This is a genomic window from Inquilinus sp., from assembly GCF_039594555.1.
In the GTDB taxonomy this organism is placed as follows: Bacteria; Pseudomonadota; Alphaproteobacteria; order DSM-16000; family Inquilinaceae; genus Inquilinus.
Map to the genome: position 1 here is coordinate 1 of NZ_JBCNNF010000079.1, position 20,602 is coordinate 20,602.

Here is a 20,602-nt window from a genome sequence, read left to right on the forward strand (position 1 = left end):
GGTGCGGTCAGGGACAGGACGCGGACCTGCTTCGTGCCGGCCAGGGCGCCGGTCATCAGCCGGTCCAGCGCCGTACCGTCCGCCGGGTCGGCGCGGCCGGATCCGATCTCTCGCGCCAGGAAGGCCAGCTGGTCCTCGACCGGGGTGAAGCGGTCGGCGATCCGCGCCTGGACGGAATCGAGGCCGAGCTGCGCCGACCAGGCCAGCAGGTCGCGGGTGGTGCCGGCGGTCATGAACCAGAACACGGCCAGCACGTCGATCGTGGTCAGCGCCACCAGCCCGGCCATCACCACCGCCAGCGTGCCGGACAGCGGGATGGTGCGGCGCCTTGTGCCGCTCACCTGCCGGTCCGTCTCAACCCCTGTCGCCAACCCGTCGCCTCCTCGCGCCGGCCGCACTCTATCCGGCCGGGCGAGGGGAGGCGACGGGGATGTGCCGCCAGCCTATCCGGCCAGCAGCGGCAGCCGGCGCAGGAGGTCGCGGGTGGCGAGCGCTTCCCACGGCAGATGTTCGGTGAGGGCGAGGCCGACCACGTCGCAGGCGATGGCGACGTCGCCCAGCAGGCGGATCACCTGTTCAGGCGTCATCCGGCCGCGCGGCACGCCGGGATAGGCGCCGGCCGGCAGACCCGGCCGGTTGAACAGCAGCGGGCCGAACAAGGCGGGGTCGAGCACGTCGAGGTCGAAATGGATCGCCAGCCGGGTGATCTCCTGCTCCGCGATCCAGTCCAGGACCGGCGCCGAGCTGTCGGCGAGCGCCGCGGACCCGGCGCGGCGCAGGCCGAGGGATTCGATGACCTCACCCTCGACCCGCGCCCATGTATCCAGCCCGGCATACATCACCCGCGACGGCTGGATTGGCAGCCGCACCTCCGCGGTCAGGTCCGGGTCGGCCCGCCCCAGCAGCGCCCCCAGCACATGGGCATGGGCATTGGGGTAGTGCTCCGCCGGCACGACGTCCGGATGCGCGTCCACCCAGAGGACGCCGAGGCTGCCGCCGTAGCGCTCGTTCAGATAGGCCATCGGGGCGAGATCGACCAAGCAGTCGCCGCCGATCGTCACGATCCGGTCCGGCCGGTGCTTGTCGATCAAGGCGCGAGCCGCCTGCGCTTGGCGCTTCACGGCGGCGCGGGCGACGATCCCGGATTCGTTCACCAGGGTCTCGCCCGGCTGCGGCTCCGGCACAGGCACGGTCTCGACCGGCCCGGTCGGCGCCGGCGCCAGCCAGGCCAGCAGCCGCGATCCGAAGAAGTATCCCGGTTCGTCCCCGCCCTGCCATTGCGGCATGATCAGGCGGAGCGTCGTGCCGGCGTCTTTCGTCATGGCAGAGCCATCCTTAGTCGCGGACATTCGGGGCGATGCTGCGGGAGGCCTTGGCGAGCCAGCCGTCTCCGCACCGGCCCATCCTACACCGGATGGAATTCCTCTCCGACGTGTTCTTCAGAGGATGACAGACACTCCGACCTATATCGGCACCGCCGGCTGGAGCGTGCCGTCGCGCTATGCCGACCGCTTTCCCGCCGACGGCTCGCATCTCGAACGCTACGCGCAGCGGCTGAACGCGGCCGAGATCAACTCGTCTTTCTATCGCCCGCATCGCCGCGCCACCTATGAGCGCTGGGCGGCCAGCGTGCCGACCGGCTTCCGCTTCGCGGTGAAGACGCCGCGGACCATGACCCAGGAGCGGCGCCTGAAGGATTGCGGTGAGTTGCTGGACCGCTTCGCCGGCGAGGTGACGGGGCTAGGGCCGAAGCTCGGAGTGCTGCTGGTGCAGCTGCCGCCGAGCCTGACCTTCGAGGCGGAGGCGGCGGAGGAGTTCTTCGCCGAACTGCGCCGGCGGATCGATACGCCGGCCGCCTGCGAGCCGCGCCACGCCAGCTGGTTCGGGCCGGAGGCGGAGGGGCTGCTGGCGGCGCTGCGGGTCGCCCGGGTCGCCGCCGATCCGGCCCGCGCCGCCGGGGACGGGGATCCGGGCGGCTGGGACGGGCTGGTCTATTACCGGCTGCACGGCTCGCCGCGGATCTATTATTCCGACTACGACGAAACCGTGCTGGCCGGGATGCGGCAGAGGCTGGAGCGGCATCGGGCGGCGGGCGTCCCGGCCTGGTGCATCTTCGACAACACCGCCGCCTTCGCTGCCCTCGGCAACGCCCTTACGGTTGCGGACCTGTAGACGCATCGGCCACCAGCGGGCCGGCCGGGCTCGGCTTGGCCGGCTGGATCTCCTCCGCCTCCACCAGGTAGCGGTAGGGCCCCCGCATCGTGGCGTCGAAGGGCCAGCAGGTCGCCAGCACCAGGTTGCGGCCGGGCGCCCGCGGGTCGATGCCGGAGACGTCCCACAGCGCCACCCGCGTGCCGGTCACCTTGAAGGCGACGCGGCGGCCGTCTCGGCGGGTGACGTCGATCTCGTCGCCCACCTTCAGGTCGCGCAGCACCCGGAAATGGGTGTCGCGATGGGCGGCGTAGACGGCGGTGCCGGGGTCGCCGGCCTCCGGCGTGTCCGCCACATGGCCGGGACCGAAGGCCAGGGCCTGGCCGCTGGCGCCGGCCAGGGCGATCGCGCTCTCGCCCAGCCGCGGCAGGTCGATCCGCGCCACCGGCCAGGTGTCGGCCCAGGGCCAGGGCTTCACCGACCGGCCCGTCTCCAGCGTCGCGGCGAAGGCGCGGTCCAGCAGCAGCTGGGCCAGCTGCGCCTTGGCGTGGATCCACAGGCCCTGGCCGGCCAGGGTCACGCCGCCGAGGATGAGGAGGAGGGCGAGAAACCGCATCTTCGGCCGGCGCGGCCGGGGCAGGGGCTGCCTGCGGGGCAAGCGCTGCCCGGCCAGCGGGTGGGACAGCGGCAGGGCGGCGCTCATGACCGGCCTCCCACCATCCGGCGGCTGAAGGCGAACACCCCCAGCCCGGCCAGCAGCAGCAGGGCGCCGCCCAGGATCCGCAACTCGGCGTCGGTCGCGGTCTGCGGCAGCACCACCTCCTCGACCGGCATCGGCTTATCCGCGGCGGCCGGGGCATCGGCGCGGGCGGCGGCGGGCAGCAGCAGGGCGGCCTCGCGGAACTCCGGCTTGGGCTTCGCCGTGCCGAACACGCCGTCGAAATCCCAGCCGGCGGGCAGGTTCAGCGGGATGTCGTTGCGGGTCAGCGGCACCCCCTCCGGCCGGCGCGGCGTACGGTCGACCGCGACCAGGCTGGTCAGCCGCGTCACCAGATGGTGCTGCAGCGCCAGCGCCAGGATGCGCTGGTCGGCCTGCTCCGGCCCGATCTGGCCCAGGGTCTGCGCCACCTCGGCATCGGCGATCCGGCGCCGCGCCCACAGCTTCGACAGGCCCTCGCCCTTGGCCGCCTGCGCCACCGGCAGGGTGACGACCCAGGGCTGGTCGCCGATCATGCCCTTGACCTCGATCGTGCCGGACAGGGAGGCCAGCTTCGCCGCCAGCACCACCGGCTCGCCGCGATACAGGTCGGGCAGCGTCTCCGGCGTCGCGTCCGCCGCGCCGGCCGAGAAGCTGGCCGACAGGTTGGTGACGACCGGGCTCTCCAGCTTCTCGAACAGGCCGCGCATCCGCTCCTCCACCTGGTCGGGCGCGCCGATCTGGGTGAAGGTGCCGCGGCCCAGCTCGGCGGCACGGCTCATCAGGAAGGTGTTGGGGGCGGAGCCGATGCCGACCATGAACACCCGCGACCGGCCGCGCATGCCGGCGATGGTGTCGAACAGCTGCTGCTCGTTGCCGATGGCGCCGTCGGTCAGGAACACCACCTGGCGCAGCCGCGGCGTGCCGTCGGTGCCGCGGTCGCTCAAAGCCGCCTTCATCGCCGGCACCATCTCGGTGCCGCCCGTGGCCTCCAGGCCTGAGACGAAGCTCCTGGCGCGGCCGAGATGCTCGCTGTCGGCCGGCACCACATCCGGGAACAGCACGTCCAGCGTGTCGTCGAAGCGCACCACGTTGAAGCGGTCGGCCGGCGACAGGCGGCCCAGGGCGTAGAGCAGGCTGGACTTGGCCTGGTCCATCGAGGCGCCGCCCATCGAGCCGGAATTGTCGATCACGAACACCACGTCGCGCGGCCGCTTGTCCTCGGCCTGCCGCAGGGCGGGCGGGGTGACGAAGGCCAGCAGGTAGTCCTCGCCGGCGACCTTCTCGCGGAACAGCCCGACCGAGGGCGCGGCGCCGGCCGCCGGGGTCCAGCTCAGCTCGAAGTCGCGATTGGCCGGAACCGGGCCCTTCATGGTGACGACGCGGCTGTCCGGGCCCTGCGCCTCGATGTCGATCGCGTGATTGGCGCTGACCACCTCGCCCAGCGGGAAGCCGGCCTGCAGCCGCACCTTCAGCGTCACCGGGTTGACCGGCGCGTTGCGGCGCGGGTCCTGCACCGGCGGGGTGATGCGGTCGCGGTCGGGCACCGGGTCGGTGTCCCGCACCGGGTCGGTGGTGGTCTGCCCCCAGCCGCCCTGGCCGGGCTGGAAATCGACCGACTGGCGCACCGGCGCCGGGCTGTAGCGCGGCGCCGCCACCAGCGGCACGCGCAGCGAGAAGCGGTCGCCCGACTGGTGCACGCTCTCCTGGTACTCGATCTGGATCAGCACGGTCTCGCCCGGGCCGACATTGGCGACCGAGGTGGTGAACAGGTTCGGCCGCTCCTCTTCCACCAGCCCGGCGGTCCGGCCGGCCTGCTTCGCCGCCTCATAGGTGCGGCGCGCCTCCTCGCGGGCGGCGATGTCGCCGGTGATGACGCGGTCGCCCATCACCATCCTCAACGTGTCGACCGCGCCGTCCTCCGGCAGCGGATAGACATAGACGGCCTCGACCCACTGGTCGGTCGGGTTCTGGAACACCTGGGTGACATGGGCCCGCGCCGTCGGCCCGCTGACCGTCAGGTCGACATCGGTGCCCAGGCGCGGCGCCTCGACATAGCGGCCCTTCTCATTGGCGCGGAACAGCAGCGCGCCGGACTGCATCTCGCCCGGCGTCACCAGCGCCGGCCCGGTCTCGGCCCGGGCTGCGCGGCCGCCGACCGCCAGGGTCAGCACCGCCAGCAGCAGGGACAGCAGCAGCAAGGGCGCCGCATGCCAGAACCGGGATCGGAACGCCGGCCCGAGCCCCGCCGGCTGCTCCCTCGTCATCGACCTCATCGAACCCTCCATGGTCCTCGGCCGATGCCCCATCGGCCTGGGTGTTTTGTCGGTCGGAGGGGTTCTGTCCGGCCACGGTGATGATCCGGCTTGTTCCGGAGGCGGCGGCCGGGATAGGTCTTGCTCCACACCGGCCTGTGCGGATCGGTGCGGATCTGTCCGGAGGAGGACGCTTTGGTCGGGCTGTCGACGCACGCGGCCGAGCACGAGCTGTCGGAGGAGCAGAGCCACGCCGTCGCCGGGCTGGTGCGGGAGGAGCTGGCGCGCCGCCGCATCTCCCGCCAGTTCCTGGCCGACCAGGCGAAGATCAGCCTGTCGACGCTGGAGAAGGCCTTGTCCGGCCGCCGGCCCTTTACCCTGGCGACGCTGATCCGGCTGGAGGAGGCGCTGGGCGTCAAGCTGCGCCAGGCCGAGCCGCGGCCGGCCATCGCTCCGATCGCGCCGGTACGCCTGGCGACGCCGGTCGGGGTGGCGCCGGAGGGGCTGGGCTCCTACGCCCGTCCGGCGGTGGCCTGGATCGAGGGCGTGTACCTGACGCTGCGGCCATCCTTCGGCGACCGCCGCGCCCTCTACGCCTACCGCACCGAGATCCGCTGGGATGAGGCCGGGTCGCACCTGGCCTTCCATGAGGCCGACCGGGTGGACGCAGCCTTCACCCAGCACGGCACCGTCTCGGTGCCGCACCAATCCGGACATATCTACCTGGTGACCAACACCAGCGGGCAATACCGCATGGCGGTGCTGGGCCGGCCGACCATCACTGGCGAGATGCACGGCATCCTGACCACGCTGCAGGCGGGGCCGGGGTCGCAGCTGACGCCGGTGGCGTCGCCGATCGTGCTGGTGCCGATGGCGACGGCGGGCGAGCCGGAATTCGGCCGGATCTCGCCCGACAACCCCCGCCACGGCCGCTATCGCGACATCCTGCGGCGGACGGTCGAGGACTCCTTCGCCCGCTTCCTGCCGGTAGCCGTGGACTGAAGGACGCCGCCTCGCTCAGCCCGAGGCGAGGCCGTAGGACTCCAGTAGCTCAAAAGCGTAGCGGACCGGCTCAGGTGGGGTCGTGCAGCGCCGGCTCACATCCCGCGAATAGGCCTTGAAGGCGGGCAACTCGGTTAGTGCCGAGGCATCATCGGCGCCGGTGTTGACGAACAGGTGGATCCACTCCTCGCCGCTGTGGAACAGCAGATAGGCCACTCCCTCCGGACGGGTGGCTTTCAGCTCGGTGAACACAGCCCGGGCCAGGGCCTCATTCTCGGCGGCGAATTCGGGTTTGGTCGCATAACGCACCAGAGTCAGTCTCGGCATGGGATCCGTCCTCGTCTCGGGCGACACGGGTTGCGCGCCATCGAGATCCGGGACGCCGGCCGGTACGTCAAGGATGCGGCTGAGACAAATTTTGTGCCGAGGCGCATCCTTCGGCGGCACTCCGTCGTCCTTGAGGCGGGGCCCTATATCCGGGGCCGGACACAGCGAGGCGGCGATGCCCGACGGAAGCCTTGAAACGGAAACCTTCGGCCTTTTGGCGGCGGAGCTGCGGCCGCGGCTGCATCGCTACTGCGCCCGCATGCTCGGCTCGGCGATCGAAGGCGAGGATGTGGTGCAGGACGCCTTTGCGAAGGCGGCGGAGGCGTTTCGGGCGGCGGGCCCGATCCTGCGGCCGGAGGCCTGGCTGTTCCGCATCGCCCACAATGCGGCGCTCGATGCCCTGCGCCGCCGCCGTCGCCGGGTGGAGATCTCGTCCGACGACGCCCTGGCCGGGCTGGCCGATCACGCTGCGGCCGATGCGCGCGTGACTGCGGCGTCAGGCCTGGCGACGCTGCTGCACCTGCCCGTGGCGCAACGCTCCTGCCTGGTGCTGATGGATGTGCTGGGCCATTCCTTGGCGGAGACGGCGGCCATCCTCGACCTCAGCGTGCCGGCGGTGAAGGCCGCCCTGCACCGGGGAAGGGTCCGGCTGAAGCGGCTGTCCGCAATGCCCGACACCCCGGCGCCGCTCGTGGCCGTGGCGGAACGGGACCGGCTGCGGGCCTATGCCGACCGGTTCAACGCCCGCGACTTCGACGCCCTGCGCGACCTGCTGGCCGAGGATGTGCGGCTGGAGGTCGTGGGCCAGGTCCGCCTGGCCGGGCGGCGGGATGTCTCGACCTACTTCCGCCGTTACGACCGCGCATCCGACTGGTACCTCACGGCCGGCCTGGCCGAGGGAAGGCCGGCGCTGCTGGTCCACGATCCCGCCGATCCGGCGGAGGCTGTGCGCTATGTCGTGCTGCTCGACTGGACGGACCGGCGGATCACCGCGATCCGCGACTTCCGCCATGCGGCCTATGTGATGGACGGCCTGGTCGTGTCACGCCTCTAGGGGCATGCCGCTATCCCGCGTTTGCCGGCCCGGCACGGCGTCCTATCATCGGCCGATCGGCGCCCGAGTCTATTACGGCGATCTTTGGTATAGGACGGATGCGGGCGCGGGGAACTCGGGGCCGAGATGCGCTTTCACGCCGACCTGCACGTCCATTCCAAGCATTCGCGGGCGACCAGCCGCGACCTGGACCTGGAGCACCTGGCGCATTGGGCGGCGCGCAAGGGCATCGGCGTGGTCGGCACCGGCGACTGCGTGCACCCGGTCTGGCTGGCCGAGCTGAAGGACAAGCTGGTGCCGGACACACCCGGCCTGTTCCGGCTGCGGCCGGACCTCGAGGCGGCGGTGATGGCGACGCTGCCGGCGCCGTGCCGCAACCCGGTGCGCTTCATGCTGTCGACCGAGATCTCGACCATCTACAAGAAGGGCGACCGGACCCGGAAGATTCACCACCTGATCTACGGGCCGGATTTCGACACGATCGACCGGCTGCAGGCCAGCCTGGCGCGGATCGGCAACATCGCCTCGGACGGGCGGCCGATCCTCGGCCTCGATTCCCGCGACCTGCTGGAGATCACGCTGGCCTCCGGCCCCGACGCCTATCTGGTGCCGGCCCATATCTGGACGCCGTGGTTCGCGGCGCTGGGGTCGCAATCCGGCTTCGATTCCATCGCCGACTGCTATGGCGACCTCGCGGAGCACATCTTCGCGGTCGAGACCGGCCTGTCCTCCGACCCGGCGATGAACTGGCGGATCTCCTTCCTCGACCGCTACCGCCTGACCTCGAACTCGGACGCGCATTCGCCGGGCAAGCTGGGGCGCGAGGCGACGGCCTTCGACTGCGACCCGGACTACCACGCCATCCGCCGGGCGCTGGAGACCGGCGAGGGCTATGCCGGCACCGTCGAGTTCTTCCCGGAGGAGGGCAAGTACCACGCCGACGGCCACCGCAAATGCGATGTCCGGCTGAGCCCGCAGGAGACGCTGGCGCTGGACGGGCGCTGCCCGGTCTGCGGCCAGCCGGTCACGGTCGGCGTGCTGCACCGGATCGAGAAACTGGCCGACCGCAGCGAGGAAGAGGCGCTGCCGCCGCCGACGGCCGGCGAGATCACGAGCCTGGTGCCGCTGCCGGAGATCCTGTCCGAGCTGCTGGCCACCGGCCCGGCCAGCAAGGCGGTGGAGCGCAGCTACGACCGGCTGGTCGGCACGCTGGGATCGGAGCTTTCGATCCTGGGAGAGCTGCCGGCCGAGGACATCGCCCGCGCCGAGAGCGAGCTGCTGGCCGAGGCGGTAAGCCGGCTGCGCAAGGGCCAGGTGATCCGCGACGCCGGCTATGACGGCGAATACGGCGTGATCCGGCTGTTCGAGCCGCAGGAGCTGAAGAGCCGGACGGCGGGAGGGCTGCTGTTCGACCTGCCGCAGCGGCGGACCAAGGACGATGCAAGGCCTGGGCATGACCTCTCCCCCCTGGCGGGAGAGGTCGGGCATCCGCAGGACGACCGGGTGAGGGCGGGTCCCGGCCTCGACGAAACCCCCTCACCCGGAGCCGCCAACGCGGCTCCGACCTCTCCCGCAAGCGGGAGAGGCAACGCAAACAGCAGCCTCCTCGACCGGCTCGACCCGGACCAGCGGGCGGCGGCGGAGCGGGTGGAGGGGCCGCTGCTGATCGTCGCCGGGCCGGGATCGGGCAAGACCCGGACGCTGACCCACCGCATCGCCCATCTGGTCGCGGCGCACGGCGCGGCGCCCGACTCCTGCCTCGCCATCACCTTCACCCGCCGGGCGGCGGCGGAGATGAGGGAGCGGCTGGAGCATCTGCTGCCCGGCGCGGCCGCGCGGATGCCGATCCACACCTTCCACTCCCTCGGCCTCGCGCTGCTGCGCGAGCATGGCGAGGCGGCCGGGCTGCACCGCGACTTCAAGGTGGCGGGAGAGGCGGAGCGCGCGGCCCTGCTGCAGGAGGTGCTGGAGGTGTCCCGCACCAAGGCCGAGCGGCTGCTGCGCGCCATCTCCCGCGCCAAGCGCACCGGGGCGCCGGCCGATCTCGATCTCGCCGAGGCGCTGGCCCGCTGCGACGAGGCGATGGCGCTGCGCAACTGGATCGATTTCGACGATTTGATCGGCCGATCGATCGCGGCGCTGGAGAGCGATCCAGGCCTGGTGGCCCTGTGCCGCGACCGGTTCCGCCACGTCTCGGTCGACGAGTTCCAGGATGTCGACGACAGCCAGGTGCGACTCTTATCGCTGCTGGTGCCGTCCGGCGGCAATCTCTGCGTCATCGGCGACCCGGACCAGGCGATCTATGGCTTCCGCGGCGCCGACGCCTCCTGCTTCGACCGGTTCCACCGCGACCATCCCGGCGCCGCCGTGATCCGGCTGCGGCGCAACTACCGTTCCACCGGCACCATCGTCACCGCCGCCTCGCGCTTCATCGGCGCCGACGGGCGCACCGAACCGGCGGCCGAGATCGTGCGGGCGATGCAGGACCGCATCTCGGTCCACGCCGCCGCCGGCGACAAGGCCGAGGCCGAGTTCGTGGTGGCGGAGATCGAGGCGCTGCTGGGCGGCCACAGCTTCTTCTCGATCGACAGCGGCCGGTCGGACGGCCGGGCGAGGGACCAACTCGGCTTCGGCGACATCGCGGTGCTGTACCGCACCGACGCCCAGGCCGAGGCGGTGGCGGAGGCGCTGGGCCGCGGCGGCATGCCCTTCAAGAAGAGCTCGCTGGCGCCGCTGGCCGAGGACCCGGCGGTGACGGCTCTGCTGGCGGCGCTGGAGCACGAGGCGGAGGAGGGGCCTCTGACGGATCAGCTGCGACGCGCTGCGGAGAGCCTGCGCCGGGACGATGCCGACCCGGTGACGGCCACCGCAGCGCTGCAGCGCCTGTTGCTGATCGCCTCCCGCCAGGACAGCGACGATCGGGCCGGTTTCCTCGCCGCGGTGGCGCTGGCGACCGAGGCGGATTTCTGGGATCCGCGCGCCGATCGCGTCTCGCTCTTGACCCTGCACGCCGCCAAGGGGCTGGAATTCCCGGTGGTCTTCATCCTCGGCCTGGAAGACGGGGTGCTGCCGCTGCGCTTCGGCGAGGCCGACCCGGCGGCGCTGGCCGAGGAGCGGCGGTTGTTCTATGTCGGCATGACCCGGGCGATGGACCGGCTGTTCCTGTGCCGGGCGCGCGAGCGGCGCTGGCGCGGCGGCACGGTGCGGCTGGAGGCGTCGCCCTTCCTCGGCGAGATCGAGGCCGAGTTGCTGGCCCATCGCCGCGCCGACGCGGCACCGCGGCGCCCGGCCGAAAAGCAGCTCAGCCTGTTCTAGGCCTCCCGCCACGAGAAGACCGCAATTCGGCGCGGTTCCATCCCCGCCCGGCACGAATGCGGCCATGATTGCCTGCTGTGATGGCGTCATTCATGCCGCTCGCCGGCAGCATTCATATTCGAGAAGGTTCGGTCGCCGTGCGCACCACTCGACGCCAGATGCAGGGAATCCTGTTCTACGCCCTGGGCGTCGGCGCCTTCGCGACGATGGACGCCTCCGCCAAGTATCTCAGCGGCAGCTATCCGGTGGCCGAGATCATCCTGATCCGCGCCCTGTTCGGCTACCTGCCGATCCTGGTTCAGTACCGCATGGGCACGGTGCGGGGGATGCAGGCGGTGCGGTCGGTCAACCCGCTGATGCAGCTGCTGCGCGGCGGCTGCGTGCTGGCGGCCGGCGCCACCTTCTTCCTCAGCCTGTCCGGCCTGTCGCTGGCCGACGCGACCGCGATCTCGATGGCCGCGCCCGTCTTCATGGCGCTCATCGGGATCTATGTGCTGCGCGAGCCGGCGGGGTGGGAGACCTACGCCACCATCGCCGTGGCCCTGGCCGGCGGCCTACTGATCGTGCGGCCGACCGACGGCATGAATGTCTACGCCCTGATCGCCGTGGTGTCGGCGCTGTTCTACGCCCTGGGCGTGGTGGCGACGCGCCGGGCCGGGCAGGCGGATGCGCCGGTCGTCACCGCCCTCTGGGGCAACACGGTGATGCTGGTGGGCTCCGGCGCCTGGGTGCTGCAATCGGGCTGGGTCTGGCCGGTGGCCGGTGACTGGCTGCCCTTCATCGGCGTCGGTCTGGCCGGCGGGGTGGCCAACCTGCTCTACATCGCCGGGCTGCGGCTCAGCGGCGTGTCCGACGTCGCGGTGATCGACTATTCGATCTTCGCCTGGGCGGCCGCCTTCAGCGTCTTCGTCTTCCATGAGGACATCCCGGCGGCCAGCCTGATCGGGGCCGTCCTGATCCTCGGCAGCGGGGTGTACAGCGCCGCGGCGAAGTGGCTGCGGTCGCGCGAGGAGCCGGCGGGGGCGCCGCTGGCCGTCGGCATGGGGCCGACGTCCTGACGTCCGGTCGCGGCTGAAACAGGAACGGGGGCTTGCGCCCCCGTCTCCCGATCGTTCTGCCGTCCTGTTCTCCGGTCCGCTGGGTCGCTGCAGACACGCCCATCGAGCTTCTGATTGGGGGCGAACAGAAATGCCCGTTTGACTATCGACGCTTTGAAATACCTCTTCATGTAAATGCCAGGCCCGTCACCAGGGCCCGATGGGCGTACCATCCGATGGGATAGTGTCCGGATCCTATCCGGCCCTGCGTGAATCGAGCGTGAATTCGTTTCGCGGATCCCGACGTATGCGAAAGGATATTGCGGAGTGACCTACGAGCTCTACTACTGGCCGGAGATCCAGGGCCGCGGCGAGTTCGTCCGGCTGGCGCTGGAGCAGGCCGGCGCGGACTATGTCGACGTCGCCCGCCAGGAGGGCGACGACCTGCCCGCGCTGATGCATTACATGCAGGACGGGGCGGTGCCGCAGCCGCCCTTCGCGCCGCCCTATCTCAAGGCCGGCGACCTGCTGATCGGCCAGACCGCGAACATCCTGCTGTTCCTCGGCGACCGGCACGGCCTGGCGCCGGCGGACGAGGCCGGGCGGCTGTGGACCCACCAGCTGCAGCTGACGATCGCCGACCTCGTGGTCGAGGTGCACGACACCCACCACCCGATCGGCAGCGGCCTGTACTACGAGGACCAGAAGCCGGAGGCGAAGCGCCGGGCGGCGGATTTCCTGGCCCACCGCCTGCCGAAGTTCCTCGGCTATTTCGAGCAGGTGATGGCCCGTAACCCGGCCGGCGACACGCATCTGGTCGGGGACACCGTCACCACGGCTGACCTGTCGATGTTCCAGATGATCGCCGGGCTGCGCTACGCCTTCCCCAAGGCGATGGCGAAGGTCGAGCGTAAGCATCCGCGCCTCGTGGCGCTGCACGACCTGGTGGCGGCACTGCCGCGGGTGAAGGCCTATCTGGAGTCGCCCCGGCGCATCCCGTTCAACCCGATGGGCATCTTCCGCCACTATCCGGAGCTCGATGCCTGACCTATCTTGTCCGACAATAGTTCGGCAAGGGAGGACGGGATGATCATCGTCACCGGCGGCAGCGGCCAGGCGGGGCGCGCCTGCCTGAAGGATTTGATCTCGCATGGCCACGATGTCTGCTCGGTGGACCTGGCGCCGCCGGCCGACCCGTCGGTCCGGCACAGCCGGGTCGACCTGACCGATTACGGCCAGACGATCGCCGCCTTCTCGGCGATTGACGACCGGGTGGCGCGGGTCACCGGCATCGTCCATCTGGCGGCGATCCGCGCCCCCGGCCTGGCGCCGAACCATGTGATCTTCGAGACCAACACGGTCAGCACCTACAACGTGTTCGAGGCGGCGCGGCAGCTGAAGATCCGCAACATCGTCTGGGCGTCGAGCGAGACCGTGCTGGGCCTGCCCTTCGCCGACCCGCCGCCCTATGTGCCGGTGGACGAGGAGTATCCCGGCCGGCCGGAGACCGCCTATTCCCTGTCCAAGCTGATGGGGGAGGAGATGGCCAGGCAGTTCTGCCGCTGGGACCCGGAAGCGAAGATCATCGGCCTGCGCCTGTCCAACGTCATGGATCCGGAGCGCTATGCCGAGTTCCCGGGCTTCGACGACGATCCCCGCAAGCGCAACTGGAACCTGTGGGCCTATATCGATGCGCGCGACGCCGCCCAGGCGATCCGGCTGGCGCTGGACTCGAAACTGACCGGCGCCGACGTCTTCGTCATCGCCAATGCCGATACGGTGATGAGCCGGCCGAACGACGAACTGCTGAACGCCGTCTATCCCGGCGTGCCGCGCAAGCGGCCATTCGGTCCGAACGAGACGCTGCTGTCGATCGAGAAGGCACGGCGGGTGCTGGGCTACGAGCCGCGATACAGCTGGCGCGACCCGGCATCGCGCTGAAACCGGGCTTGCCCTGAGTTCATGTTGCGGTGCACAATGGCCGGATGTCGGCGTCCCGCATCCGGCCCGTAAGGCCGGCTGACGGGGATGGCCCGCCGCCGCGCGAAGGAAACCGGCCTTCGCCCGGCCGTGTTGCCGTCCAGGACCCACATGCCGGAGGAAGCCCCCGGGCGGTGCCACCCAGGGAGCGGAAGCAACATGGACATGTTCACGACCCTCATCCTCGTCTGCGCCACGGCGATGCCGCAGCCCGACTGCACCCGGGACACCGCGGTCGACGTGGTCGCCGGCCCGGCGGCGCCGTCGCCGCTCGGCTGCGGCTTCACCGGCCAGGCGATGCTGGCCAGCACCACGCTCGGGCCGGGGCTGGGCGAGGGCCGCTATCTCAAGGTCGTCTGCGACCGGCGGCACGAGAAGGGCTGAGCCCTACCGAAGCGCCGCGGCGAAGGCGATGGCCGGGACCGCGAAGTTCAGGGTCAGCCGGTCGGCCGAGCCGGCGACGGCAATGCCGACCACCTGCCACTGCCCGTCCCGCAATGCCAGCAGCGGGCTGCCGCTGGTGCCGCGGGTGCCGTTGCAGTCATGGATCAGCACCGGCCCCTTGGTCGTGCGGTCGGTGCCCAGCACCATGCAGGCGGTGTCGGCGGTGATGATTTGCGCCTTGTCCTGGCTGTAGCCGCCCAGCACCACTGCCGTGCCCGGCGTCGGCATCGCGTCCGAGACCAGCAGCGGCGGCGCCTGTGGTGGGGCGTCGTCGGCCAACTCCAGGATCGCCCAGTCCGCCGCATAGCCCTCGCGCGGCTTCTGCGGGTCATAGGCGTCGGCATGGACCACGTCGGTGACCAGGCTGTGCTCGATGAACTCCCCGCGCTCATAGCCGAACAGCACGTGCAGGGAGGAGGCGGGCAGGAAGCTCTGCGTCCGCGGGTTGTACAGGCAATGCGCGGCGGTCAGCACGCGGCGGGGGCCGATCAGCGCGCCGGTGCAGCGGCCGCCGATGCCGGTCTGCACCTTGGCGAGGCTGCGCCAGGGCGCGGCCGTACCGTCCACCGGCACGCGCCGGTCGTCGGGGCCGAGCCCGGGCAGCAGCGGCGCGGCCGCCGAGGCGGCGACGGCGGAAAGGGCGAGGAGCGCGCCCGCGAGCAGAGCTGATCTGAGCCGCATCCCTGGTCCGCCTTTCCCGGTCCGTGCCGGAGTCGCGGCGCGAGTATCGCCGCCGCGCCGGCCCAGGCCAAGCCGCGCGTATCGCCGCGGCGGGGGACGGGCAAGGAAAGACCCCACCCCGTGGCTGCAGGGTGGGGTCGTGCGCTCAAATCCTCAGAGCACGAAGTCGCTGGCGGTCAGCGCGTGATCCGAGAGGACGGCAATGGCGATGTCCGGATTCTTGTCCCCGTTGGTGTCGCCATAGACCATCTGGTAGCCATTGGCCAGGGTCACCACCCGCAGCTCACCCGCAACGCCGGTGAAGGCGCCGGTGCCGAAGGTGAAGGCGCCGCCGGAGCCGTTGGCGTCGATCGCGGACAGGTCGATATGGTCGCCCGTCGAAAAGTCCTCGATCGTGTCGCGGCCGGCCGCGGCCACGGTGCTGTCGCCGACGGCGGTGTAGACGAAGCTGTCATTGCCGGCGCCGCCCTTCAGCGTGTCGGCCCCGGCGCCACCCGTCAGCACGTCGTCGCCGCCGGCCCCCCAGAGCCGATTGTTGCCGGCATCGCCGGTCAACGTGTCGGCGAAGTTCGAGCCGTAGAGCTGCTCGATATTGTCCAGCGTGTCGCCCGTGGCATCGCCGCCGGACGCGGTGTCCGCCAGCAGGTTGACGGTCACGCCGGCCGTGCTGCCGGTGTAGTAGGCGGTGTCAATGCCGAGTCCACCGTCGATGTGATCGGCCCCGGCACCCCCGTTGAGGATGTCGTTGCCGTCATTGCCGTTGATGGTGTCGGTGCCGGCGCCGCCCGAGATCTGGTCGTCCCCGGCGCCACCGTTCAGCGTGTCGGTGCCGTCGCCGCCGTCGATGGAGTCGTTGCCGATCCCGCCATTGGCGATGTCGTCGCCATCGCCGCCGACGAGCCGGTCATTGCCGTCGCCGCCGTCGAGATTGTCATTGCCCGCCTCGCCCGACAGCGAATCATCACCGCCATTGCCGACGAGGATATCGTTGCCCAGCTCGCCGCCGATGATGTTGCGGCCGTTGTCGCCCGTGAGGGTGTCGTCGAAGCTGGACCCGTACAGGTTCTCGATGTTGGTCAGCACGTCGCCGGCCGCGTCGCCGCCGCTGTTGACGCCGGTCAGCAGGTTGACCGTAACCCCCGCCGACGAGCCCTGGTAGTTGGCGAAGTCGGAGCCGGCACCGCCATCGATGTGGTCGGCGCCGGCGCCGCCGCGGATGGTGTCGTCGCCGTCGAGGCCGAGGATCGTGTTGTCTGCGGCATTGCCATAGAGGTGGTCGATGAAGGCGGTGCCGGTGATGTTCTCGATGTTCGTCAGCGTGTCGCCCTGGGCGTCGCCGCCCGTGCCCGTGCCGGCGGCCAGGTCGACGGTCACGCCCGAGCCGGAGCTGGAATAATCCACCGTGTCGACGCCGCCCTGGCCGTCGATAGCATCGGCCCCGGCGCCGCCGATGAGGGTGTCGTTGCCGGCCGACCCGGTGAGGGTGTCGTTGCCGGCCGAGCCGATCACGCGCTCGACGCCGGTCAGGGTGTCGCCCTGGGCGTCGCCGCCGGTACCGGTGCCGGTGGTCAGGTTGACGGTGACCGGCGCGGCGGAGCCGGAATAGTCCGCCGTGTCGAAGCCGGCGCCGCCCTGCAGCGAATCAGCGCCGCCGCCGCCGACGAGAGTATCGTCCCCGGCGCCGCCGAGGAGGATGTCATTGCCGCCCTGGCCGTCGAGGGTATCGTCGCCGCCCTGGCCGTTCAGGGTGTTGGCCGCGGCGCTGCCCGAGAGATTGTCGCCGCCGGTGTCGGAGCCGAGCAGGTTGACGATGCCGACCAGATAGTCGCCCTGGGCGTCGCCGCCGAAGCCCTGCGAGGCGCCGGTGAGCTGGATGTTGATGCCGAGGATCGGCAGGGTGAGGTTGAGGATCACCGACAGGTCGACGGTCACGCCATCGACGGAGGTGGTGTAGTCCGCCGCGTCGATGCCGGAGAGAGTGATGACGCCGGCCGCGTTCAGCAGGCCGCCGATGATGACATCCGCCCCGGCGCCGCCGCGGATCACATCATCACCGGACCAGCCGATGGCGATGTCATCCCCGCCCAACGCGTCGATGAAGTCGTTTCCGATGGCCTGGACAGGACCGATGATCAGGTTCGGCAGGATTTCGGCGCTGTTGGTGCCGGTAAAAGTGGCCATGTATATCCTCCCCAATATGATAAGGGCCCAATATGAAGAGGGCTCCCTAGTTGGTCATTTCTTCCCAGAGCGTTCAACAAAAATGCACTCAGGGGCCGCACTTGTCACAATCGACTCTGAATTTTGTGATATTCCGAGAATTTGAATATAATTCTATTCAATTTGACGTGTGCGTAGCGTAATGTCGTACAATAAAATTTGTTGCGATCGAGGCCTTGAGATCCAAGTAACCAGCCGATCGAGTCGGGGCGGAGCGGCAGCGGATTTTCTTCGGCCATTTGGACGGGTGGGTGTACTTCTCGGCGGGCAAGGGGCCGGCTCTATGGCGCTCCATCGCGATGGGCATCGGCCTCTTGGGGAACGACGGCAGCTTCGCATGCGTTTTCCCGTCACCGAATCGACCGGACGCGGCCCCGGCCGCGTCCCGAACCAGGGAGAGATCGCCATGGATCGCGATTTCACGCGCCAGATGACACGGGCCAAGCAGGCGGCACGGGCGGCCAGCCGGGCCCAGCGGGCCTTCCGCCATGACGACCCGGCGGCGCCGACCGGCATCACCGGCGCGGCCTATGTGGCGGAGAAGCGCCGTTCGCTGCGCATCGCGGTGGCGGAGGCCGCGGCCTTCGACCAGATGGTGGACCCGGTGGTGCGCGAGCTGGCGCCGCGGCGCCGCTAGTTTAGAGACCGTTTGGAAATGCGCTGGTGCGAGTCGGCTGGCAGTGGTTTCGAGAACCGGCGCGCAGCGGACGTTTGAGTCCGTGAGCACCGGAAGCTTCGAGTCCGCCGTCAGACGGCCGCGCCAGGTGCATTTGCAGATGGTCTCTCAGGCGGTCCAGCCCAGCAGCCGTTCGATCCGGCTCGCCGCTTCCTGCACCGCGACGCTGTAGGTGCGCTCGCGCTCGCGCGCCTTCTGCTCCGGCAGTACGACGCTGATCGTCGCCTCGCAATCGCCGTTCGGGGTGCAGATCGGGGCGGCGATGCAGGCGACGGCGAAGTCGGATTCGCTCAGTTGGATCGCCAGCTTCTCGGCCAGCGCGGTCTCGCCGATCCGGCACAGCAGCTCCGGGTCGGTCTCGGCCATGCCGGTGGGGGAGGGTTGGGCGGCGCGGCGCATCAGCTCGACCCGCTCGGCCCAGGGCAGGTGGCCGATCAAGAGACGGCCGGAGGCGGTCCAGTTCAGCGGCACCCGGGTGCCGACCTTGGACGAGACCCGGAAATGCCCCGCCGGCTCTGCCATCGCCAGCACCACCATATGGCCGTCGTCGCGGCCGCAGACCTGCACGGTCTCGCCCAGCAGGCGGCTCAGCTCCCGCATCTCCTGCGACGCGGTCTCCAGCAGGTTCAGGCTGCGGCCATAGGCCAGGCCGTAATGGTAGAGGCGGGGGCCGAACCACAGGAGGCCGTCGCCGTCGCGCGACAGCAGGTCCTGGCGCAGCAGCGAATCGACCACGCCGTAGATCGTGGACATCGGCGCGCCCAGCGCCTTCGACACGTCATAGGCGGTGAGGGGACGCCCGGCGGCCAGCAGGTGGTCGCAGATCTGCACCGCGCGCTCGATGCCGCTGACCCGGCTGCGCTCGCTCACCTTCTCGGCCTTGGCCGCCGCTGCTTCCGCCATGATCCTGTCCCGCCTGGCCCGGCCGCTGCTCCGGCCGAGTGGTATAGTCCTCAACCATCCGAAACTAGGCTTTGTCCCGCATTGCGGTCAATCACCGAGCATTTCCGCCGTTCGGGTCCGATCGATGGGTTGACGTCCCGCCGCCGATCGCACTAGCGTATTCCGCAACGGAAGATGTTGCTTCCTAATAACGGAACACTAGAGGCTCACGACAGGGGGAGTCAATGCTGCGAACAACGCTGCGAATTCTGGGCCTGGTCGCGCTCGCGGCCCTGCCGTTGTCCTCGGGCGCGACGGCCGCGCCGGCCAAGGGCGGCACGATCACCGTGGCCACGATCGGCGAGCCGCCGACGCTGGACCCGATGGTCAGCACGGCCGACCTGGTCGGCATCATCACCCAGCACATCTTCGAGACGCTCTACACCTTCGACGCCAACTGGAACGTCACGCCGCTGATCGCCGACGCGATGCCGGAGATCAGCGCCGACGGCCGCGTCTACACCATCAAGATCCGCCAGGGCCTGACCTTCCATGACGGCTCGGCGCTGGACGCCGACGACGTCGTCGCCTCGCTGAAGCGCTGGACCGAGGTGGCGTCGCGCGGGAAGCTGGCCGCCGGCAACATCGAGGCGATCGAGAAGGTCGACGCCTCCACGATCAAGATCTCGCTGAAGCAGCCCTTCGCGCCGCTGCTGGCCCTCTTGGCCTTCAACAACAGTGCCGCGGTGATCCTGCCGTCCGAGAAGATCGCGCCGGAGATGAAGGACCCGATCGGCAGCGGCCCCTACATGCTGAAGGCGCGGGTGCCCGATCAGTACATCCAGCTGGTGCGCTTCGACGGCTACAAGCCGCGCGAGGGCGACCCGAACGGCTATGGCGGCGCCCGCAAGCAGTATCTCGACGAGATCCGCTTCACCCCGGTGCCGAACGCCAACACCCGGGTCGAGGGCGCGGTGGCCGGGCAGTACGACTACACCGACTCTCTGCCGGTCGAATCCTTCGACAAGATCAAGGCCGGAGCGTCGGAGCCGATCATCCTCAAGCCGTTCGGCTGGCCGGTCTTCGTCATGAACACCAAGGAAGGCCTGCTCAGCGACGTCAAGCTGCGCAAGGCCGTGCAGCTGGCGCTGAACGAGGAGGACATGCTGGCCGCCGCCTTCGGCAGCACCGATTTCTTCGCCCTCGACGGCGCCATGTATCCGGAGGGTTACCCCTGGCGCACCGAGGTCGGCACCGACGCCTACAACAAGGGCGACGCCGAGGGCGCGCAGGCGCTGCTCAAGGAGGCCGGATATGACGGCCAGAAGCCGATCCGGATCCTGACCAGCCGGCAATACGAATTCCACTACAAGATGGCGCTGGTGGCGGCGGAATACCTGAAGGCCGCCGGCTTCCAGGTCACCCTCGACGTCACCGACTGGGCGACGCTGACCCAGCGCCGCGCCGACCCGGCGCTGTGGGACATCTATATCAGCCACAGCCCGTTCCTGCCGGAGCCGGCGCTGATCGGCGCCCTGGCCAAGGGCTCGCCCGGCTGGTGGGACACCCCGGCCAAGGACAAGGCGGTCGGCGCCTTCAACCAGGCGCTGACGCAGGAGGAGCGGGTGAAGCTCTGGGCCGGCGTGCAGCAGGTGATGGCCGACGAGGTGCCGCTGATCAAGGTCGGCGACTTCAACGCCCTCTCGGCCAAGTCGAAGGCGCTGCAGGGCGTGACCCCGGCCCCGTGGCCGTATTTCTGGAACGCCTACGTGGAGAAGTAGCGGCGGCTGAGACACCCCCTCACCCGAAATCGCTCCGCGATTTCGACCTCTCCCCGGGGGAGAGGTGAATTCCCTCTCCTCGGGGAGAGGGAGGGGCCCG

The 20,602-nt window shown here is 70.2% G+C and carries 18 protein-coding genes; 10 read left to right on the top strand and 8 right to left on the bottom strand.

The window, feature by feature from the left end:
- Together ABDW35_RS11125 and ABDW35_RS11130 are read right to left on the bottom strand one after the other, a co-directional pair.
- The coding region (locus ABDW35_RS11125) for a hypothetical protein (protein ID WP_343713936.1) at positions 1-341 on the bottom strand (341 nt) is incomplete at its 3' end.
- Between the two features lie 102 nt (positions 342-443).
- Positions 444-1,322: an arginase family protein gene (locus tag ABDW35_RS11130; RefSeq protein WP_343713937.1), complete on the bottom strand. Its 879-nt coding sequence runs from the start codon at positions 1,320-1,322 to the stop codon at positions 444-446.
- Between the two features lie 124 nt (positions 1,323-1,446).
- Here ABDW35_RS11130 and ABDW35_RS11135 point away from each other — a divergent pair, with 124 nt between their 5' ends.
- Positions 1,447-2,172, top strand: coding sequence for a DUF72 domain-containing protein (locus ABDW35_RS11135; RefSeq protein WP_343713938.1), 726 nt, complete (start codon positions 1,447-1,449; stop codon positions 2,170-2,172).
- Here the strand turns inward: ABDW35_RS11135 and ABDW35_RS11140 are convergent.
- Together ABDW35_RS11140 and ABDW35_RS11145 are read right to left on the bottom strand one after the other, a co-directional pair.
- Positions 2,153-2,854 (bottom strand): class GN sortase, encoded by a 702-nt coding sequence (locus ABDW35_RS11140; RefSeq protein ID WP_343713939.1) that lies wholly within the window; start codon positions 2,852-2,854, stop codon positions 2,153-2,155. The two genes, ABDW35_RS11135 and ABDW35_RS11140, sit on opposite strands and share 20 nt — an antisense overlap.
- On the bottom strand, positions 2,851-5,124 hold the full coding sequence (locus tag ABDW35_RS11145; RefSeq protein ID WP_343713940.1) for a marine proteobacterial sortase target protein: 2,274 nt from the start codon (positions 5,122-5,124) through the stop codon (positions 2,851-2,853). Before ABDW35_RS11145 ends, ABDW35_RS11140 begins: the two co-directional genes overlap by 4 nt.
- Positions 5,125-5,244: 120 nt before the next feature.
- Between ABDW35_RS11145 and ABDW35_RS11150 the strand changes: the two genes are divergently transcribed.
- On the top strand, positions 5,245-6,105 hold the full coding sequence (locus ABDW35_RS11150; protein ID WP_343713941.1) for a helix-turn-helix transcriptional regulator: 861 nt from the start codon (positions 5,245-5,247) through the stop codon (positions 6,103-6,105).
- A 15-nt stretch (positions 6,106-6,120) separates the two neighbouring features.
- On the opposite strand, the gene ABDW35_RS11155 is transcribed toward ABDW35_RS11150, so the two are convergent.
- A complete protein-coding gene (locus ABDW35_RS11155) occupies positions 6,121-6,432 on the bottom strand; it encodes a hypothetical protein (protein WP_343713942.1) in 312 nt (103 codons plus the stop codon).
- A 175-nt stretch (positions 6,433-6,607) separates the two neighbouring features.
- Between ABDW35_RS11155 and ABDW35_RS11160 the strand changes: the two genes are divergently transcribed.
- From ABDW35_RS11160 to ABDW35_RS11185, 6 genes are all read left to right on the top strand, one after another.
- The gene (locus ABDW35_RS11160; RefSeq protein WP_343713943.1) at positions 6,608-7,486 is read left to right on the top strand and encodes a sigma-70 family RNA polymerase sigma factor; all 879 of its coding nucleotides are present in this window, start codon (positions 6,608-6,610) and stop codon (positions 7,484-7,486) included.
- A gap of 126 nt (positions 7,487-7,612) precedes the next feature.
- Positions 7,613-10,801, top strand: coding sequence for a UvrD-helicase domain-containing protein (locus ABDW35_RS11165; RefSeq protein ID WP_343713944.1), 3,189 nt, complete (start codon positions 7,613-7,615; stop codon positions 10,799-10,801).
- A 137-nt stretch (positions 10,802-10,938) separates the two neighbouring features.
- On the top strand, positions 10,939-11,859 hold the full coding sequence (locus tag ABDW35_RS11170; protein WP_343713945.1) for a DMT family transporter: 921 nt from the start codon (positions 10,939-10,941) through the stop codon (positions 11,857-11,859).
- A gap of 306 nt (positions 11,860-12,165) precedes the next feature.
- Positions 12,166-12,885: a glutathione S-transferase gene (locus ABDW35_RS11175; protein ID WP_343713946.1), complete on the top strand. Its 720-nt coding sequence runs from the start codon at positions 12,166-12,168 to the stop codon at positions 12,883-12,885.
- A gap of 39 nt (positions 12,886-12,924) precedes the next feature.
- Positions 12,925-13,779 (top strand): NAD(P)-dependent oxidoreductase, encoded by an 855-nt coding sequence (locus ABDW35_RS11180; protein ID WP_343713947.1) that lies wholly within the window; start codon positions 12,925-12,927, stop codon positions 13,777-13,779.
- Positions 13,780-13,983: 204 nt separating this feature from the next.
- Complete coding sequence (locus ABDW35_RS11185) at positions 13,984-14,202, top strand: hypothetical protein (RefSeq protein ID WP_343713948.1); 219 nt, start codon at positions 13,984-13,986, stop codon at positions 14,200-14,202.
- A gap of 3 nt (positions 14,203-14,205) precedes the next feature.
- On the opposite strand, the gene ABDW35_RS11190 is transcribed toward ABDW35_RS11185, so the two are convergent.
- Both ABDW35_RS11190 and ABDW35_RS11195 read right to left on the bottom strand, forming a co-directional pair.
- Positions 14,206-14,943 (bottom strand): trypsin-like peptidase domain-containing protein, encoded by a 738-nt coding sequence (locus ABDW35_RS11190; protein ID WP_343713949.1) that lies wholly within the window; start codon positions 14,941-14,943, stop codon positions 14,206-14,208.
- Positions 14,944-15,096: 153 nt separating this feature from the next.
- On the bottom strand, positions 15,097-17,124 hold the full coding sequence (locus tag ABDW35_RS11195; RefSeq protein ID WP_343713950.1) for a calcium-binding protein: 2,028 nt from the start codon (positions 17,122-17,124) through the stop codon (positions 15,097-15,099).
- A 445-nt stretch (positions 17,125-17,569) separates the two neighbouring features.
- Here ABDW35_RS11195 and ABDW35_RS11200 point away from each other — a divergent pair, with 445 nt between their 5' ends.
- A complete protein-coding gene (locus ABDW35_RS11200) occupies positions 17,570-17,800 on the top strand; it encodes a hypothetical protein (RefSeq protein ID WP_343713951.1) in 231 nt (76 codons plus the stop codon).
- 147 nt (positions 17,801-17,947) lie between these two features.
- Here the strand turns inward: ABDW35_RS11200 and ABDW35_RS11205 are convergent, their stop codons facing one another.
- Positions 17,948-18,742 (bottom strand): IclR family transcriptional regulator, encoded by a 795-nt coding sequence (locus tag ABDW35_RS11205; protein WP_343713952.1) that lies wholly within the window; start codon positions 18,740-18,742, stop codon positions 17,948-17,950.
- A 224-nt stretch (positions 18,743-18,966) separates the two neighbouring features.
- Between ABDW35_RS11205 and ABDW35_RS11210 the strand changes: the two genes are divergently transcribed.
- Positions 18,967-20,502 carry an ABC transporter substrate-binding protein gene (locus ABDW35_RS11210; protein WP_343713953.1) on the top strand — a complete coding sequence of 512 codons (1,536 nt, stop codon included), beginning with the start codon at positions 18,967-18,969 and terminating at the stop codon, positions 20,500-20,502.
- Positions 20,503-20,602 lie beyond the last annotated feature (100 nt).

Excerpts from the sequence above, each read along its gene's own strand:
- ABDW35_RS11130 (WP_343713937.1), bottom strand. The coding sequence starts at position 1,322 with ATGACGAAAGACGCCGGCACGACGCTCCGCCTGATCATGCCGCAATGG.
- ABDW35_RS11135 (WP_343713938.1), top strand. The coding sequence starts at position 1,447 with ATGACAGACACTCCGACCTATATCGGCACCGCCGGCTGGAGCGTGCCG.
- ABDW35_RS11140 (WP_343713939.1), bottom strand. The coding sequence starts at position 2,854 with ATGAGCGCCGCCCTGCCGCTGTCCCACCCGCTGGCCGGGCAGCGCTTG.
- ABDW35_RS11145 (WP_343713940.1), bottom strand. The coding sequence starts at position 5,124 with ATGAGGTCGATGACGAGGGAGCAGCCGGCGGGGCTCGGGCCGGCGTTC.
- ABDW35_RS11155 (WP_343713942.1), bottom strand. The coding sequence starts at position 6,432 with ATGCCGAGACTGACTCTGGTGCGTTATGCGACCAAACCCGAATTCGCC.
- ABDW35_RS11160 (WP_343713943.1), top strand. The coding sequence starts at position 6,608 with ATGCCCGACGGAAGCCTTGAAACGGAAACCTTCGGCCTTTTGGCGGCG.
- ABDW35_RS11165 (WP_343713944.1), top strand. The coding sequence starts at position 7,613 with ATGCGCTTTCACGCCGACCTGCACGTCCATTCCAAGCATTCGCGGGCG.
- ABDW35_RS11180 (WP_343713947.1), top strand. The coding sequence starts at position 12,925 with ATGATCATCGTCACCGGCGGCAGCGGCCAGGCGGGGCGCGCCTGCCTG.
- ABDW35_RS11185 (WP_343713948.1), top strand. The coding sequence starts at position 13,984 with ATGTTCACGACCCTCATCCTCGTCTGCGCCACGGCGATGCCGCAGCCC.
- ABDW35_RS11190 (WP_343713949.1), bottom strand. The coding sequence starts at position 14,943 with ATGCGGCTCAGATCAGCTCTGCTCGCGGGCGCGCTCCTCGCCCTTTCC.
- ABDW35_RS11195 (WP_343713950.1), bottom strand. The coding sequence starts at position 17,124 with ATGGCCACTTTTACCGGCACCAACAGCGCCGAAATCCTGCCGAACCTG.
- ABDW35_RS11200 (WP_343713951.1), top strand. The coding sequence starts at position 17,570 with ATGGATCGCGATTTCACGCGCCAGATGACACGGGCCAAGCAGGCGGCA.
- ABDW35_RS11205 (WP_343713952.1), bottom strand. The coding sequence starts at position 18,742 with ATGGCGGAAGCAGCGGCGGCCAAGGCCGAGAAGGTGAGCGAGCGCAGC.
- ABDW35_RS11210 (WP_343713953.1), top strand. The coding sequence starts at position 18,967 with ATGCTGCGAACAACGCTGCGAATTCTGGGCCTGGTCGCGCTCGCGGCC.